15 protein-coding genes are annotated in these 18,335 nt (G+C 39.4%); 13 read left to right on the top strand and 2 right to left on the bottom strand.

The window, feature by feature from the left end:
- The first annotated feature begins 8 nt into the window (after nucleotides 1–8).
- Nucleotides 9–2,387, top strand: coding sequence for an endonuclease MutS2 (locus AAA071_RS02360; RefSeq protein ID WP_302131583.1), 2,379 nt, complete (start codon nucleotides 9–11; stop codon nucleotides 2,385–2,387).
- 153 nt (nucleotides 2,388–2,540) lie between these two features.
- On the opposite strand, the gene AAA071_RS02355 is transcribed toward AAA071_RS02360, so the two are convergent.
- Complete coding sequence (locus tag AAA071_RS02355; protein ID WP_302131584.1) at nucleotides 2,541–4,631, bottom strand: transglycosylase domain-containing protein; 2,091 nt, start codon at nucleotides 4,629–4,631, stop codon at nucleotides 2,541–2,543.
- A 157-nt stretch (nucleotides 4,632–4,788) separates the two neighbouring features.
- Between AAA071_RS02355 and tyrS the strand changes: the two genes are divergently transcribed.
- The 6 genes from tyrS (at nucleotide 4,789) to AAA071_RS02325 (ending at nucleotide 11,872) form a co-directional block, all read left to right on the top strand.
- Nucleotides 4,789–5,997: a tyrosine--tRNA ligase gene (gene tyrS / locus AAA071_RS02350; RefSeq protein WP_302131585.1), complete on the top strand. Its 1,209-nt coding sequence runs from the start codon at nucleotides 4,789–4,791 to the stop codon at nucleotides 5,995–5,997.
- Nucleotides 5,998–6,225: 228 nt separating this feature from the next.
- Nucleotides 6,226–6,867, top strand: a complete 642-nt coding sequence (locus tag AAA071_RS02345; RefSeq protein WP_302131586.1) for an NUDIX hydrolase — start codon at nucleotides 6,226–6,228, stop codon at nucleotides 6,865–6,867.
- Between the two features lie 77 nt (nucleotides 6,868–6,944).
- Nucleotides 6,945–9,326 (top strand): phosphoenolpyruvate synthase, encoded by a 2,382-nt coding sequence (gene ppsA, locus AAA071_RS02340; RefSeq protein ID WP_123137890.1) that lies wholly within the window; start codon nucleotides 6,945–6,947, stop codon nucleotides 9,324–9,326.
- A 98-nt stretch (nucleotides 9,327–9,424) separates the two neighbouring features.
- Nucleotides 9,425–10,054 carry a helix-turn-helix transcriptional regulator gene (locus AAA071_RS02335; protein ID WP_004696095.1) on the top strand — a complete coding sequence of 210 codons (630 nt, stop codon included), beginning with the start codon at nucleotides 9,425–9,427 and terminating at the stop codon, nucleotides 10,052–10,054.
- Nucleotides 10,055–10,064: 10 nt separating this feature from the next.
- A complete protein-coding gene (locus AAA071_RS02330) occupies nucleotides 10,065–10,886 on the top strand; it encodes a pyruvate, water dikinase regulatory protein (RefSeq protein ID WP_008601139.1) in 822 nt (273 codons plus the stop codon).
- A complete protein-coding gene (locus AAA071_RS02325) occupies nucleotides 10,883–11,872 on the top strand; it encodes a deoxyguanosinetriphosphate triphosphohydrolase (RefSeq protein WP_302131587.1) in 990 nt (329 codons plus the stop codon). Before AAA071_RS02330 ends, AAA071_RS02325 begins: the two co-directional genes overlap by 4 nt.
- 85 nt (nucleotides 11,873–11,957) lie before the next feature.
- On the opposite strand, the gene rpmB is transcribed toward AAA071_RS02325, so the two are convergent.
- Entirely contained in the window at nucleotides 11,958–12,146 is a 189-nt protein-coding gene (gene rpmB, locus AAA071_RS02320; RefSeq protein ID WP_008601135.1) for a 50S ribosomal protein L28, read from the bottom strand.
- Between the two features lie 223 nt (nucleotides 12,147–12,369).
- Here rpmB and recG point away from each other — a divergent pair, with 223 nt between their 5' ends.
- The 6 genes from recG (at nucleotide 12,370) to pssA (ending at nucleotide 18,319) form a co-directional block, all read left to right on the top strand.
- On the top strand, nucleotides 12,370–14,412 hold the full coding sequence (recG, locus tag AAA071_RS02315) for an ATP-dependent DNA helicase RecG (protein WP_008714077.1): 2,043 nt from the start codon (nucleotides 12,370–12,372) through the stop codon (nucleotides 14,410–14,412).
- 132 nt (nucleotides 14,413–14,544) lie between these two features.
- Nucleotides 14,545–14,730, top strand: a complete 186-nt coding sequence (locus AAA071_RS02310; RefSeq protein WP_004696087.1) for a 4-oxalocrotonate tautomerase — start codon at nucleotides 14,545–14,547, stop codon at nucleotides 14,728–14,730.
- Nucleotides 14,731–14,806: 76 nt separating this feature from the next.
- Nucleotides 14,807–16,261 (top strand): IMP dehydrogenase, encoded by a 1,455-nt coding sequence (gene guaB / locus AAA071_RS02305; RefSeq protein ID WP_004696085.1) that lies wholly within the window; start codon nucleotides 14,807–14,809, stop codon nucleotides 16,259–16,261.
- 15 nt (nucleotides 16,262–16,276) lie between these two features.
- On the top strand, nucleotides 16,277–16,999 hold the full coding sequence (locus AAA071_RS02300; protein WP_012864466.1) for a WecB/TagA/CpsF family glycosyltransferase: 723 nt from the start codon (nucleotides 16,277–16,279) through the stop codon (nucleotides 16,997–16,999).
- A gap of 14 nt (nucleotides 17,000–17,013) precedes the next feature.
- Nucleotides 17,014–17,655 (top strand): phosphatidylserine decarboxylase family protein, encoded by a 642-nt coding sequence (locus AAA071_RS02295; protein ID WP_004696080.1) that lies wholly within the window; start codon nucleotides 17,014–17,016, stop codon nucleotides 17,653–17,655.
- Nucleotides 17,648–18,319: a CDP-diacylglycerol--serine O-phosphatidyltransferase gene (pssA, locus tag AAA071_RS02290; protein WP_302131588.1), complete on the top strand. Its 672-nt coding sequence runs from the start codon at nucleotides 17,648–17,650 to the stop codon at nucleotides 18,317–18,319. The genes AAA071_RS02295 and pssA overlap by 8 nt, the downstream gene beginning before the upstream one ends.
- Nucleotides 18,320–18,335: the final 16 nt, after the last annotated feature.

Raw genomic sequence — 18,335 nt, 5'->3', positions numbered from 1 at the left:
GTAGTACATTGTTTAACGAAGATGTATTAGACTTTCACCATATAAAAGAACAATTACAACAGCATTGTAGTTCTACTATCGCTAAAGAATTGGCTATGAATATTGAGCCAATGACGGATGCTAAAGCTATTCAAGAGAACCTTGATGAGACGGCAGAAGCCATGCGTTCTTTGCAAACAGAGGTAAAACAGCCGTTAGGCGGTACACGCGATATTCGTGAATCTTGCAAGAAGAGTCGCAAAGACTTTGTTCTTACACGTGAAGCCTTGTGGGACATTTATTTGACCATTGGTGCTTATAAGCGCATGACAAAGTTCTTTAGAACGAAATATATGGATTATCCATTGCTATCCCTATGGGTACAGGATATGCCAAATACAGATCGCATTGAAAATCGTTTTAAACGCGTCTTTGATGAAAAGGGGGAATTGCTTGATACCGCGTCTCCTAAATTGGCGAGCCTTAGAAATACGATTATTAAAACTCGTGAAAAGATTAAAAATGATATTCAAGCTATCCTGCATGATAAAGATAATCAAAAGTATTTCCAAGAAACCATCATTACGCAGCGTAACAATCGTTACGTAATTCCTGTAAAACAGGAGTATCGCCAATACTTTGATGGTCTCATTCACGACCGTTCTGCAACGGGTCAAACCTTATATATTGAACCGATGCGCTTGGTGAATCTAAATAATGAATTACAAGAGGCATTAATTGGTGAAGAGCAAGAGGTATTGCGTATTTACCGCGAATTATCGGCCCTTGTCAAACAACATAGCAATGATTTGATGGATGCTTGTGAAAAGGTATCCCATATCGAATTTGTATATGGTAAGGCAAGTCTTGCTATTTCTTACAAGGGGGTACCGGCAATCTTAAGTACTGACAGAACAGTTAATCTCATGAGAGCTCGTCACCCATTAATTCCACCAAATATGGTAGTGCCTACAAATATTCAATTAGGTACATCGTACCGTATTTTACTAATTACTGGTTCTAACACAGGTGGTAAAACAGTTTCCCTTAAAACATTGGGCCTGTTGAGCTTGATGAATCAATGTGGCCTATTTATCCCTGCTGATCACGGTTCTATGTTACCAGTATTCCATAATATCTTTGCCGATATTGGAGACGAGCAAAGTATTGAGGCCAGCCTTAGTACGTTCTCTGCTCATATGACACAAGTTATTTCCATCATCAAACATTGTGGTCCTAACGACTTGGTTTTACTGGATGAACTTGGGTCTGGTACTGATCCAGAAGAAGGTAGCGCATTAGCTGTATCTATTCTTGAGTTCTTCCGTAAAAAAGGTGCCCTTATGATGGTAAGTACCCATTATAATGAGCTTAAAAATTATGCTTACCATACGAAAGGTATTGAAAATGGTCACGTAGAGTTTGATGAGCGCACCTTAAAACCTACATATCGGCTCCATATCGGCGTAGCCGGCAGTAGCCATGCGTTAAGCATTGCTGCACGTTTAGGCTTACCAAAGGACATTGTAGAACGCGCAACAGAGTATAAATCTCAATTTGGTAGTCATGAAATGGAAGAAGTTCTTTCCGACTTAAACGAACAACTCCGTAAAGCCTCTGAACGTGAAAGAGCGTTAAAGAAAGAACTTGATGAAACACGTCGTATGCGTGGCCAATTAGAGAAGGAAAAGAAACAGTTTAATGAAAAACGTAAACAAATCTTAGCCAAAGCTCAGGCCGATGCAGAATCCATGAAACGTAGTTTACGCGTTGAAGGGGAAGCGATTATCAAACAATTGAAAGCGCAATTCTCTGAAACAAATAAGGATAGGCGTCAATCGGCTATTAATGCAGCACGTAAGGGGATTTCTAGTGTTCATGTACCAGAAGCTCCAGTGGATGATGATCGTAAGTCGTTAACCGCAGATGCTATTAAGGTTGGCCAGGCTGTTTATGTTACGTCCTTGCGTTCGTTGGGTACTGTGTTATCTATCAATGGTAACCGTGTAAATGTCGATATTAATGGACTAACAGCTACCGTTAAGGTTAGCGAATTACAATCAACTACACGTGAAGAAGGCAATAAACTAGCTCGTGAACAAAAAGTAGCCATGCCTAAAACAAGAAAACGTATGGGTGGCTCCGCCGTACAACGTCAAAAAGAGGTTCGTACTGAAATCAATATTCTTGGCCAAACAGTAGATGAAGCGACCGTTACTGTAGGTAGATTTATTGACCAAGCTTTGCTTGGTGGTGTTAATCAAGTGCGTATTATTCATGGTAAAGGTACAGGTGCATTACGTGAAGGCGTTCACCAATATTTACGTACCTTGCCTCATGTAGCGCACTTTGAAACAGCCGGTTATGATGAAGGTGGTGCAGGGGCTACGAATGTAGTTCTTAAATAAAAATATAATTTTCAAAATATTGTATATGGAAATAAAAAGGTAGTAAGCTCCTAGGGCTTGCTACCTTTTTGTATAGATAATATTTGGATAGTAAATATGTATAAAAGAAAGGGCGGAACACTGAGTTCCGCCCTTTTAGAAACTACTGTTGAATTAGCGTTCCTTTTTAGACTTTTTATTTTTCGATGAATTTGATTTTTGTTCTGTAACCTCTTCTTTTTGAGGCTTGTCATTACTTTTTATTTTTTCATCTGTTGTTTTGCCTGTATCGTCTTTCTTATCTGCTTTTTCGTCCTTTTTACCTTCTTTTTTAGGTTGTGCCTTTGCAGGATTGACGTAACCTTCAGAGATTGCTGATTGTGCGCTAGCTGGGACAGGGAAGTCAGATGCTGGAGTATTGGCAAGAGCATTGGCCATGAATTGACCCCACATAACAGCAGGTGTACTACCACCTGTAATACCGTGTAATGTTTCGGTGCCGTAGTCATCACCAATCCAAACAGCAGCTACTAAATCTGGAGTGTAACCTATGAACCAAGCATCTTTGGAATCATCAGTAGTACCTGTTTTACCTGCTGCAGGACGACCGATGGCTGCATTACCGCCAGTACCGCCATTTATAACAGATTCTAGCATATTAGTCATGATGGCCGCATCTTTTTCATCAATAACGCGTTTTTCTTGGATAGAGTTTTCTTCTACAACTTGGCCATTGCGATCTACAATTTTAAGGATGGCTGTAGGTTGAACCTTGATACCGCCATTAGCAAGTACACCGTAAGCCTGTACCATATCAAGAGGTGTAACACCATGAGTTAAACCGCCAAGTGCTGTCGATAAGTTGTAATCTTGATCAGTTAGAGTAGAGATACCCATTTCTTTAGCAAGATTAATAACTTTAGTCATACCTACTTCATCGGCAACTTTTACAGCTGCTACGTTGCGAGAATGTTGTAATGCGTAGCGGTATGTAATATTACCTTCGTAGTCGTTTTCATAGTTTTTAGGACTCCAATTACCGAAAGTAACAGGACTGTCCTCAACTATAGAACCAGGAGTTTTACCTGATTGAATAGCTGCTAAGTAAACGAAAGGTTTCATAGTGGAACCAGGTTGACGTTCTGCTTGTGTAGCGCGGTTGAAAGCGTCGTCACCGCGACCACCGACCATGGCTACAATGTAACCATTGTGAGGGTTCATAGCTACTATAGCACCTTGTGGTTGAGATAATCCATTTTTATCAGTGTAGTAATTAGGCAAGTTTTGCATTGCTGCAACTGCAGCATTTTGTGCATCCATATCGAGAGTAGTATAGATTTTTAATCCATCTTTATAGATGGCATCATCGCCGTACTTTTCAGAAATTTGAGAAATAACATAGTTAATGAAGTAAGATGCATTAGATTTCTCATGAGCTTGTTCTTGTTTAGCTATCAAACCTAAATCTGCTTGGCGAGCTTCGTCAGCTTGCTCTTGTGTAATATAACCATATTTTACCATTTGGCCCAATACGACGGCTTGACGTTTTTTACTAGCCTCCAAATCATTAAATGGGGAGTAATAGTTAGGGCTTTGTGGTAAACCAGCAATGAGAGCCGCTTGTGCAAGTGTTAACTCACTAGCATCCTTACCAAAATATACATGAGATGCAGATTGTACACCGTAAGCCCCTTGACCAAAGTAGATTTGGTTCATATACATTTCAAGGATTTCATCCTTGGTGTAATGTTGTTCAATTTTAAGGGCTAATAAAGCTTCGGAAATTTTACGTTTTAATGTTCTATCTTGAGATAAGAATGCATTACGAGCTAACTGTTGAGTAATTGTGGAACCACCTTCAGATACGCCGCTATGTACAATGTTTACCCATACGGCACGTAAAATACCAATTGGGTCAATACCATGATGCGTATAGAACCGAGAATCTTCTGTAGCTACAAAGGCATTCTGTAAATCTTTTGGTACATCCTTTAGAGGTACTGGTAATCTATTTTCTGTGGAGTGAACCGTAGTAATGAGATTGCCATGCACGTCATAAATCTGAGACGATGCAGAAGGGCGTACATTGGATACATCCGGTAGATTTGATAATGTGGCACTTATGAAACCACAGCCACCACCGGCTACGATGAGTATAAAGAGAAGTGTACAAATCCAAAATAGACGCTTAGGATTTGTTTTCTTCGGTGTAGAACCATTACCATTTGAGCGGCGATTGGTTCTCGTATTTGAGTTACTACTCATAGAGTCACCTCTTTTTTCTTTTAGTAAATATAACGTAAATTCTATTACGCAGTTATAAATATTATATCATAAATGGTTTAAATCCAATACTATATATAATTGTGAAAGTTTTTAGATAATGGTATACTTAAACAATAGTATTTCTAGGAGGATTATCATGATTAGTGCTCAAGAACAAGTGCGCCAAATTAAACATGGTGTAGCGGATTTAATTAACGAACAAGATCTTGTAAAAAAAATAGAGAAATCCATTAAGGAAAATAAACCACTAGTTGTAAAACTAGGTTTGGATCCAACGGCTCCAGATATTCATTTGGGACATACTGTTCCTCTTCGCAAGCTGCGTTTATTCCAAGAATTTGGTCATCAAGTAGTGATCGTCATCGGTGGCTTCACTGCTCGTATTGGTGATCCTACTGGTAAAAGTGTTACTCGTCCACCATTAACAAAAGAAGAAGTATTGAAAAATGCTGAAACTTATAAGACACAAATCTTCAAGGTATTAGACCCAGAAAAAACAATCGTTCGTGACAATAGTGAATGGTTAGAATCTATGAACTTTGCTGACGTACTTCGTTTGGCTAGCTCCTATACAGTTGCCCGTATGATGGAACGCGATGATTTCAGCAAACGCTTTAAAGAAGGTCGTCCTATTGGCGTGCATGAGTTCATGTACCCATTGATGCAAGGTCACGATTCTGTTGCATTACATGCAGACGTTGAATTTGGTGGCACAGACCAAACTTTCAACCTGTTGATGGGGCGTCATTTACAAGAGTTAGAAGGTCAAGAGCCACAAGTTGTTATTACAATGCCATTGCTTGAAGGACTTGACGGCATTCAAAAAATGAGTAAATCTTTGGGCAATTACATCGGTATTGATGAAGAACCTAAAGAAATGTATGGTAAAGCGATGTCCATTCCTGATGAATTGATGATGCGTTATTTTATGCTCGTTACAGATATGTCTATCGAAGATCAAGAGGACATGGCAAAACGTCTAGAATCCGGAGAGTTACATCCACGTGATGCTAAAATGCAATTGGCTCGTACCATCGTTCGCTTGTACCATGGTGAAGAAGCTGCTCTCGAAGCGGAAGAAGAATTTAAACGGGTGTTCCAACAACGCGCCATGCCTACAGATATTCCTGAGTACGCTATGGATGCACCAACAGAACCAATCTTTGTCCCACAATTCTGTACAGATGCTGGTTTAACTGCGTCAAATGGTGAAGCACGTCGATCCATTAAAGCAGGTGCTTTCAAAGTAAACGGTGAAAAATATACGGAAGAAAACCTTAAGCTAGAAGATGGCATGATTGTTCAAGTTGGTAAACGTAAATTTGTAAAAATTAAATTTAACTAATATAAAACTGTGATGAGGTTTAGATTTCTCATCACAGTTTTTTCTGTCTATTTTGTCTATAATATTATCTATTTATTGAATCTGTTGTTTGTGAAGCAAGAAATTGACTTACAAGTTAATGTATAATGAATATACAAAGACAATATAAAAATAAAATACAAATTTGATACATAAAAGATTTTTACAAATATTGTATAAAATAGATTATAACTTGTGAGAGGACCATTTATGGACAAGAAATTAAGTAACCTTTTATCACAACGAGAACATACTGTTCTTACAGATATTGATGTTATCACAGCTGCAGTAGCCGTGCCTCTATTAGAAATCGATGGAGAAGATCATATGGTGTTTACCGTGCGTAGTAATACATTGCGACGTCAACCCGGTGAAATCAGTTTCCCTGGTGGGCACTGTGAACCTAATGATAAAAGTGGTGCTCATACAGCCATGCGTGAATGCTCTGAGGAACTTGGTATAGACTTAGATCAAATTGAACTGCTAGGAAATTTAGACTGTTTAGTATCTGCTATAGGTGTAAAACTATATGCGGTCGCCGTGCGCCTACATACAAGTGATTTAAAACCAAATTCCGATGAAGTAGGCGAGGTATTTACAGTTCCCTTACAATATCTATTAGATATGGAACCGACCGTAGGTCACCTAGACATTGGAACTAAGCCGTTAAAAGACTTTCCATTCCATCTATTAGAAGGATATAATATCGACTGGAAAATTAGACAAAACTATTCCGTCTATTTCTATCCTTATAAACAATACACCATATGGGGATTAACAGGACGAGTGTTGAAGAATTTTTTAGATATATATAGGGAAGTTCATTTACATAATAATGCCCATAAAAATTGACAGATTGTAAATTAAGGTATACTATTTATGTGTAAAAGGTTTAATGTGTTGCACTAATTAATCTAGGAGGTTCTCACATGAATCGCGAAACAGCATACGTACTTTGGTTTGATGAATTACAACGTGAAGATGTTAATTTAGTAGGTGGCAAGTCTTCTTCATTAGGGGAATTGACATCCTCCACTAATGTACCTGTACCTTATGGCTTTGCAACAACTGCTCATGGTTATCGTGAGTTTATGAAAGCTACAGGTTTGGAAGATAAAATCCGGGCTGAACTTGATGCTTTAGATGATGTAGAAAATTCTGCATTATTGCGCGAAGTGTGTGCTAAGATTCGCCGCATGATTTGTCAGGAAGAAATGCCAAAAGACTTGGCAGATGCTATCCGTCATGCTTATGAAGAACTTGGTAAAAAAGTGAACGAAGAAAATCCATTTGTGGCTGTTCGTTCTAGTGCAACAGCAGAAGATTTGCCAGATGCAAGTTTCGCAGGTCAACAAGATACGTATTTAAATGTACGCGGTGCGGACGTAATTATCGAAAAAGTAAAAGAATGCTACGCATCTACATTCACAGATCGTGCCACATATTACCGTGTAAAACAAGGCTTTGATCATATGACAGTAGCATTGAGTGCTGCGGTTCAAATGATGGTGTTTTCTAAAGCAGCTGGCGTAATGTTTACTGTTGATCTTGTAACAGGCAATGATAACAATATTCTTATTGAAGGCTCTTGGGGTCTTGGTGAATATGTTGTACAAGGTACGGTTACACCAGATAATTTCCGTGTGGATAAAGAAAAGATGGAAATTACGGACCGTATGATTAACGATAAACATGTTCGCCTTGTTCGTAAAGCCGATGGTGACTGCGTTGAAGAAGTAGTTCCAGCCGACGAAGCAAAACAACAAGTTATTACAGATGCTCAAGTTTTGGAACTTGCAGAATATGCAAAAGCAATTGAAAAGCATTATGGTTGCTACATGGATATGGAATGGGGCGTAGATGAACGCAATGACAAGATTTGGATCTTGCAAGCTCGTCCAGAAACAGTTTGGTCCCGCAAAGAAAAATCAGAAACGTCTGAAAAAGCTAGCACATTAGATGCAGGTAATCGCGATATTATTGTAAAAGGTTTGCCAGCATCCCCTGGTAATGCAGCAGGTAAAGCTCACGTTATCATCAATCCTGAGGATATCGATGAGTTCAAAGAAGGCGAAATCCTTGTTACAGCTATGACAGCTCCTGATTGGGTGCCAGCCATGAAAAAGGCAAAAGCAATTGTTACTGACGCTGGTGGTATGACTTGTCATGCGTCTATCGTTAGCCGTGAGCTTGGTATTCCTTGTATCGTAGGTACTAAGAGCCGTAGTCATGAAGCGACTACCTCTATTAAAGATGGTCAAATGATTACTGTAGACGCTACAAATGGTATTGTATATGATGGCGTATTAGAAGATATCGTTAAAAAGCCTGAAGCTCAAGTATCTACAGGGGCAGCAGCTGAATATGTACCTGTAACAGGCACTAAGATTTATATGAACCTAGGCGATCCTGATTTGGCTCAAAAATATGGTGTACTACCATGTGATGGCATCGGTCTCATGCGCGAAGAGTTCATTTGGACTACCTTTATTCATGAACATCCATTACATCTTATTGAAACAGGTCGCAGTGACTTCGCTGTAAATACATTGGCGGAAGGCATGCGTAAAGTATGCCAAGCATTAGCTCCTCGACAAGTAGTAGTTCGTTTAAGCGACTTCAAATCTAGCGAATACCGTGACCTTAAAGGTGGCGATAAATATGAACCACATGAATCCAGTGCATTACTTGGCTGGCGTGGTGCATCTCGCTACTATGATCCTAAGTATACACCTGCTTTCAAATTAGAATTAGAAGCAATCAAAAAAGTACGTAACGAATTTGGTTTCAAAAATCTACAGGTTATGATTCCATTCTGCCGTACTGTGGAAGAAGCTGAATTAGTAACTAACTTAATGGCTCAAGAAGGTCTTGCACGTAGCAAAGACTTTAAAGTATGGCTCATGGCGGAGATCCCATCCAATATTATCTTAGCTGATCAATTTAATAAATACGTAGATGGTTATTCTATCGGTTCTAATGATTTGACTATGCTTGTACTCGGTTGTGACCGCGATAACGAAACAGTTCAACATATCTATGATGAACGTAATTTAGCAGTTCGCAGAGCAATTCGTCACCTCATTGAGGTGGCCCATAAAGATGGTAAAACTGTATCTATCTGTGGCCAAGCGCCAAGCGTATATCCTGAACTTTGCGAATTCCTTGTGAAGAGCGGTATCGACTCCATTTCTGTTAACCCAGATGCAGTAGTTAATACTAAGAAAATGGTGGCTCAAATCGAACAACGAATTATGCTCGATGCTATGACTGGTCGTGGTCGTCAAGAATCTGACGAACTAATTTGGTAATAATATAGTTATAGTGAAAGAGGAGGCCTGTGGGTCTCCTCTTTTTCTGAATGGTAACTTAGGATATAATACAAACAGAGATGAAAGGGGGTTACCGTGTGAAACTGTCGAAACGACAAGAACAAATTGCTCAAATCGTTCGCGAAGAAGGTCCTGTAACAGGTAGTGCCATTGCTGAACATTTAGAGGTCACAAGATCTGCGTTACGCTCAGATTTATCTGTATTGACCATGTTAGGTGTGTTAGATGCACGTCCAAACGTAGGCTATTACTATGTAGGACTTTCAAAAGAAACACAAACGGCTGAGCGATTAAAGTCATTTCTGGTAAGTGATGTATTATCTCAAGCCGTTGTGGTCAATGGGGATACGAGTTTGTATGATACAATTGTCACATTATTTACAGAAGATGTAGGTACCATATTAGTGTGTGATGGCTCATACCTAGTAGGTGTGGTATCTCGAAAAGATTTACTACGCGCCTCTATGGGACAAACAGATTCGCATACTATGCCTATATCTATGATTATGACCCCTGTAAGCAAGGTTATAGCGGTGGAGCCTACCGATACTTTGGTAGAGGCTGCACAGAAAATGATAGATTATGAAGTAGATTGTTTACCTGTCGTCGCTCGTGAGGATGTGGGTAACAAGAAACGTTTAAAGGTTGTGGGCCGTGTATCAAAAACGACGGTAGCAAAAGTATTTTTAGAATGTAGCATACACTGAGGTTGATAGAATGGCAGAAAAAATTATTTATGCAATATCGGATTCTCTGGGAGAAACTGCTGAGGCTGTAGCAAGAGCTACGGCGAGTCAATATGATAAGGAGCAAATTGAAATTGTTCGTGTTCCCTATATTGATAGTGAAAGCCAAATTGATGAGGTCATAGACGACGCAAAACGTGGGAATCATGTTATTTGCCATACCATTGTATCTGCGTCTTTACGTAAGTATTTGCATGAGAAGGTGGCTGAATATAATATTCCGGCTGTGGATATCATGGGGCCTGTTCTCGATGCAGTTGGTACTATCGCGACTACTAAACCTCGCATGACAGCAGGTATGGTTCATAAGCTCGACCAAGAGTATTTTAAAAAGGTTGAAGCTATTGAGTTTGCCGTGAAATATGACGATGGTAAAAATCCATCTGGTTTTGAAAAGGCCGACATAGTTATTATTGGTGTATCTAGAACTAGTAAGACACCATTGTCCATGTTCTTGGCGTACAAAAAGATTAAAGCCGCAAATTTGCCACTAGTTCCAGAGGTACCGTTGCCAGAGGAATTATTCAAAATTCCGGCAAAAAAAATCGTGGGCCTTATTATAGATCCATACAAATTAAATAATATTCGTAGTGAACGTTTACGCGCTATCGGTCTTGAAGACGAAGCAAATTATGCATCTATTGAGCGTATTCAATCTGAATTGGATTATGCAAAGGCTATTATGCGTCGTTTGCACTGCCAAGTGTTAGATGTTTCTAATAAATCCATTGAAGAAACAGCTTCCCTTGTTATGCAATTGATTGATAAAAATCGCGCGTCGGAGGGTAAATGAATATACGTGAACAAATAGAGGAGAGGGAGGCTTTGCTTCTGTCTCCCTATGCAGCTAAAAGCCGCGATGCAATCCGTGATATAGAAGAAAAGCCTGATCCACTTAGAACCGCGTTTCAACGCGATCGGGATCGCATCATTCATAGTAAATGTTTTAGACGGTTAAAGCATAAGACACAGGTATATATTGCGCCAGGTGACCATTATCGGACACGCATGACTCATACCCTTGAGGTAGGTCAAATCGGTCGTACTGTAGCTCGTGCATTACGTTTAAATGAGGATCTTGTGGAAGCTATTGCCATGGGTCATGATGTGGGACATACACCATTTGGTCATGTAGGCGAATATGCATTGCGAGATATGGTGGGGCACTTTAATCATAATGAGCAAAGTTTACGCATGGTTGAGGTATTAGAAAGACATGGTGATCATCAAGGACTCAATTTAACCACCGCTGTTCGAGATGGAATCGTAGGTCACACAGGAACTACAATTCCTGTGACCTTGGAAGGTCAAATTATTCGTATTGTAGACCGCATTGCGTATTTATGTCACGATTTTGATGATGCACAGCGAGCAGGTATGTTGACGGCAGAGGCGTTACCTTTTGAAGTGCGCGAACATTTTGGCATGACTCCATCCAGTATGATTACTGCAATGGTAGAGGATATGGTACGGGAATCCTTGGATAAGCCAGCTATATCTATGTCTGCTGATGTGGAAATGACGATGAATCTATTCCGTCAATTTATGTTTAAACATGTATATTTGGCACCAGCTTTAATTCCGGATCGCAAAAAGGCATCCCATGTGGTGAAAAATCTATTTACTCACTTCATGGAACACCCTGATGATATGGAAGGCTGTGAAACAGGTAAAGCGTTTTACTCTACACGTGATGTAGTTGATTATGTAGCAGGCTTAACAGATCAATATGCTATTAAGTTATTTAAGCAATATTATATTCCCAATATTACATTATAAATAACAAAAAAAGCAGTTAGTTCATTTTGAACTAACTGCTTTTTTTGGGGCTCTAGAACCCCAAAGAGTACATGTACTTTTTATTTTACGCGCGTGTAACTTTATTAGAACGAAGGCAGCGAGTGCATACGTTTACTTTTTTTGTAGCACCGTCTACAACCGCCCGTACTCTTTGAATGTTCGGTTTCCAAGTTTTTCTTGTGCGAATGTGAGAATGACTCACGTTCATACCGCTAGATGTGGATTTACCACATACTTCGCAAAGGTTTGCCATAGTTTCCACCTCCAAGCTTAATCTATAACATAACAAAAGTATATTATCATAAAGAATAGCTTAAAGCAAGTGTTTTTGTCGTACATATTGCTCTTTTTATGAAATATACTACAATATAAGGTATACTATATATCATATTCTAAGATATAAATGGACTTTTACACAAGGATATACAGAAATTGGATATATCTCATGTGTTTATCGTATATTTAAAGGAGTTTTTATGGATGAACGATTGACGACTATAAAAGGAATTGGTCCTGGTCGCGAGAAACAATTGCATAAATTGGGAATTACTAATGTTACATCCTTATTGACTTACTTCCCTAGAACCTATGAAGACCGCCGTACGATTTATAGTATTGGTGATTTAAAATCAGGTATGACAGGTGGTGTCGTAGGTACTGTTATTGCAGTACAAGAAAAACGCCCTCGCCCTCGATTGTCTATTTTAGAGGTGGTCATTGCAGATGGTACAGGACCTTTGAAGATTGTTTTGTTTAATCAAGGATATAAAAAGAACTTTTACAAAAAAGGACAGCGTATATATGCATATGGTAAGGCTGAGTTTCAATATGGTTACATGCAAATGAATACACCGCAAATGGAAAACTTAGGAGACGGTGGTGAACCAGATCGAGGTATCGTTCCTATTTACGCGCTTGCTGATGGGGTATCTCAGTTTGTGGTTCGTTCAACTGTACGTAATTGGTTCGCAGCTAACCATGAATTGCCAGAGATTTTACCTGTGGAGGTTCGTGAAGATCATCATTATATGAGTCGCTATGATGCTTTTAAGATGATGCATTTCCCAGACTCCTCAGAGCTCTATGAAAAGGCTCGTTATCAATTGGCCTATGAAGAGTTGTTCGTCATGCAAGCTGGTTTAGCTTTGTTGCGAAATAAAGAACAATGCCATAGAGGGTCTAAAATGGGACCAAATGGGGAACTAATGGCTCAGTGTATAGAGAATTTACCGTTTTCTTTAACAGGTGATCAACAACGAGCGTTAGAGGATATTCGTATTGATATGGAAGATGAACGACCTATGCAACGTTTGTTGCAAGGAGATGTAGGCTCTGGTAAAACTATTGTGGCTACCTTGAGTTTATTAAAAGCCATTGAAAATGGGTATCAGGGGGCATTGATGGCCCCTACGGAGATTCTAGCGGCTCAACATTACGAAGGGATACGAACTGTATGTGCTAATTTAGGTATTACCATAGAATTATTAACGGGATCCTCTACGAAAAAAGAGAAAGAATGCATCTATGAGGGCTTAGCAGATGGCAGAATCCAAATGATTATTGGAACGCATGCTCTTATCCAAGAGGGGGTTAATTTCCATAATTTAGGCCTTGTTATCATTGATGAGCAACATCGCTTTGGTGTAGATCAACGGGCGAGATTGCAACAGAAGGGAACATATCCTCATGTACTTATCATGACGGCTACACCAATCCCTCGTACCATGACATTATCCGTATATGGAGATTTAGCAGTATCTTTAATTAAAGAAATGCCACCAGGGCGAAAACCTGTTAAAACATATGCTGTAGATAGTTCTTATAAAGAGAGATTACGCACTTTCTTTGGTAAGGAAATGGCGGAAGGGCGTCAGGTCTACGTGGTGTGCCCTCTTGTAGAAGAATCCGAAAAATTAGACTTGCAAGCTGCTGAGGAATTGTATCTAGAATTAAAAGAGTACTTTTATAAGGCCTATGAAGTGGGCCTCGTTCACGGTCGTATGAAGCCGAGTGAAAAAGATGAAGTGATGAATGCCTTCCATAGGGGTGAAATTTTATTACTTGTTTCCACAACAGTTATAGAAGTGGGTGTTAATGTGCCAAATGCGACCATTATGTGCGTTGAAGGGGCAGAACGATTTGGCCTGTCTCAGCTACATCAGCTGCGGGGCCGTGTAGGTCGTGGCGCTCATCAGTCCTATTGCATTCTTGTTAGTGATTCTAAAAATGATGTAAGTCAAGAGCGTTTAAAGTTGATGGAACAAATCCAGGATGGATTTGAGCTTGCAGAGCAAGATTTATTGATTCGTGGATCTGGTCAATTGTTTGGATTAGCTCAATCAGGACTACCTGATTTGCGCGTTGCTAATATCATCAAAGATATTGAGATTTTAGTAAAGGCTCGCAAGGATGTGCTAGATTTTGCAAATCAATTCGGAATAGAAAAATTAGAATCTATCATGAAAGAAGAATTAGAAAAAAGATTTGGTGAAAAATTTCTAAGAATATTGTATAATTAAGAGGTAGGATTAATAAGTATATAAGCATCGATAATATTAGATTTTATCTGGTTTTTTTCCTTGTTTATATGTCCTTCATACCGTATAATAGAACAAACAATTTATTTCATTTTTTCATCTATGGAGGTTAATATGCCAATTATTCATGTAGAGCTCGTCGAAGGGCGTACAAAAGAACAAAAGAAACAATTAGGTGAAGCAATTACAAAGGCTGCGGTTGATATCGTAAATGTTCCTGCTGATGCAGTAAAAGTTATCTTCGTAGATATGAAAAAAGACGATTATATGGAAGGCGGCATTTTGCGGTCTGAACGCTAAGGCTACGACTGACCGCCTAGTCCATAGGGACTAGGCGGGTCGTAGTTTTGTTTTATTATACGGAAAGGAAAGAAATATGAGAGACGATAAATTCGGTATGCGTGGACTAACTTTTGATGATGTATTATTAATACCAGCAGCTTCGGATATACTGCCTAATCAAGTAGAGTTAAAAACTCAATTAACTCGTGATATTACATTAAATATTCCTATGATTAGTTCTGGGATGGATACGGTTACTGAATCACGGATGGCGATTGCAATGGCTCGTGAAGGAGGTCTTGGCGTTATCCACAAAAATATGTCTATTGAAGAGCAAGCTCATGAAGTTGACAAGGTAAAACGCTCTGAACACGGTGTTATCGTTGATCCTATTTTCTTAAGCCCTCAAAATTTACTATCCGATGCAGCAGAACTTATGGAAAAATATAAAATTTCTGGTGTACCTATCACAGAACATGGTAAACTAGTAGGGATCATTACAAATCGCGATATGCGTTTTGAAACTGATTTAAGCCGACAAATTGGGGAATGTATGACAAAAGATTCCCTAGTTACTGCACCGGAAGGTACATCTCTTGAAGCGGCGAAAGCTATCTTAAGCGAACATCGTATTGAAAAATTACCTCTTGTAGATGGCGACGGTAACTTAAAAGGCTTAATTACGATTAAAGATATTGAAAAAGCGACTAAATATCCAAATGCAGCAAAGGATGGTAGTGGCCGATTATTAGTTGGTGCTGCAGTAGGTGTTTCTCAAGATTTGTATGATAGACTTGATGCGCTTGTATCTGCTAAAGCTGACGTAATTATTGTTGATACTGCCCATGGGCATTCTGCAGGTGTTCTTCGTACGTTGAAGGACATTAAACAAGCGTATCCTCACATTCCTGTAATTGCAGGTAATGTGGCAACTGCAGCAGGCACTGAGGCTCTTATCGAAGCCGGAGCTGATGCAGTTAAGGTTGGTATAGGACCTGGTTCTATTTGTACAACTCGTGTCATTGCTGGCATTGGGGTACCTCAAATCACAGCAGTCTATGAGTCTGCTCAAGTGGGGCGTCGCTATGGAGTTCCTATCATTGCTGATGGGGGGATTAAATATTCTGGAGATATTGCTAAAGCTATTGCGGCTGGTGCTAATGTAGTTATGATGGGTAATATTTTAGCGGGTACTGATGAAAGCCCTGGAGAAACAGTGATTTATCAAGGCCGTTCTTATAAAGTATATCGAGGCATGGGTAGTCTAGGGGCTATGAAACTCGGTAGTAAAGATCGATATTTCCAAACAGAAGCTAAGAAATTAGTTCCTGAAGGTATAGAAGGTCGTGTACCATATAAAGGTATGCTGGCCGATACAATTTTCCAAATGGTTGGTGGTTTGCGTGCAAGTATGGGGTATTGTGGATGTCATAACATCCAAGAAATGATTGAAAACACTCAATTCATTCAAATTACAGCGGCTGGTTTGAAAGAAAGTCATCCGCATGATGTAAGCATTACCGTTGAAGCACCAAATTATAGTGGTTGATAATGGAGTATTACATTGAATAAACGTATTTCTGTTTTATCTGTGCCTATCGATTGTGTCACAATGGATGAGGCAGTCCAACGTATTTTACAATTAACTGAACAGCCGGGGCTACATTTAGTAGCAACGGCTAATGCAGAAATGGTTATGTTGGCTAATGAAAATCCTACATTGCACTCCATATTGAATAATGCTAGTCTCGTCGTTCCCGATGGGGCTGGCATTTTGTGGGCTGCAGAGCGTCAAGGAGAACATGTGCCTGAACGTGTAACAGGCGTAGACGTAACTAAGGAATTGTTTAAAGTTGCGGCGACTCATCAGATTCCTGTATACTGCTTGGGGGCGGCACCAGGTGTTGCTCAACGAGCGATTGATAATGTATCTGCTCAGGTAGGTGTATTAAATATAGCAGGAATTCATGACGGATTCTTTGATAGTGCAGAGGAACAAGAAATCATTAAATCTATAGCTGATTCTAAGGCAAAATTGGTATTTGTTGCCTTAGGTGTGCCAAAGCAAGAACAATGGATTGCAGAAAAGTTGAGTCACCTCGATGGCGTAGTTGCCATCGGAATTGGTGGTTCCTTTGATGTCTTGGCAGGTAATATTCCTCGGGCCCCAGAATGGATGCAACAAAATCGACTTGAATGGTTGTATCGATTATATTTAGAACCTCAACGGATTGGCCGCATGTTGGCTATTCCAAAGTTTATGTGGACCGTTATTAGAAATAAATAGAGGAGTGTTGAATCGTGCCTACAGGACCAATAATTAAGGAAGGGTTTCCTCTGATAGGAGCCATGCTCATTATCACTGTGGTGTTAGGATATTTAGGACATTATGTAATTGCGATTATTTCATTTATTCTGGCATTATTTTTCGTCAATTTCTTTAGAAATCCTAAACGTGTAATCCCTCAAGATCCAGATTTGATTTTATCCCCAGCGGACGGTAAAATCATGGATATTTCTGATGTATACGAAGATATTTACTTACACAAAGAGTGTAAAAAAGTAACTATTTTCTTATCTGTTTTTGACGTGCATGCTAATCGTGCGCCTATTGATGGTAAAATTACGTACCGTCACTATACGATGGGTAGTTTCCTACCAGCTTTCAAAGATGATGTAGGTTTTGAAAATGAACGTCATACTATTTGTATTGAAAATGATCGTACTTCCGTATTAGTAACGCAAATTGCGGGCCTTTTAGCAAGACGTATCGTATCTTGGACAGACCTAGATAGTGTACTTGAACGCGGTCAGTTGTACGGGATGATTAAGTTCGGTTCCTGTACTGAGCTCTATATGGATAAGGATGTAGAGTTGTTCGTGGAAAAAGGTCAACATATTACAGGCGGTGATACTGTTATCGGGAGGTTACGACATGAATAAATCTATTATTCCAAATTTATTTACTAGTGCAAATTTAGCATTTGGTGTTCTTGGTATTACGTTGTCTGCTACTAATAATACATTTTGCGCAGCTATATGTATATTATTGTCTCTAGTAGCAGATGGGTTAGATGGGCGCGTAGCAAGAGCTTTAAATGTTGCAGGACCAATGGGCCGGGAACTTGATTCTCTGTCTGATGTAGTGGGATTTGGTGTAGCTCCTGCCTATATGCTTTATATGAAAGAATTATATGGTTTAGGATGGATTGCATATGTGCCATTACTAGCTTTTGCAGTGCTTGGTGCATTTCGTTTAGCGCGATTTAATATTAAAACTGACGAAGTTCATGGCTATTTTGAAGGTTTGCCAATTCCAGCCGCTGGATGTTTAGCAGCGACATACGTGTTGTGTGGCGTATCGGTACCTCAATTTGTGTTGGTAGTTTGTATGATTGGTATAGGTCTCCTTATGGTTAGTGAAGTTAAATATCCCGATTTTAAAGGTAAAAGTGAGATTTATATCAATAAATTTTCTATTGTACTCACAGCCATATTTGTTGTAGCTTGTCTCGTGTATGATTGGCATACATGGGCCGTTATGATTTTTGCTGGTTATGTAATGTTTGGGCTTATTAACGGGGCTTTAAATATAGTGCGTAAATAGATGTGTGGAGGAGAAT

Source organism: Veillonella parvula, assembly GCF_040097785.1.
Taxonomy (GTDB): domain Bacteria; phylum Bacillota; class Negativicutes; order Veillonellales; family Veillonellaceae; genus Veillonella; species Veillonella parvula_D.
The sequence above is the reverse complement of the archived record's forward strand: the minus strand, read 5'-3'. Positions and strand labels throughout refer to the sequence as shown.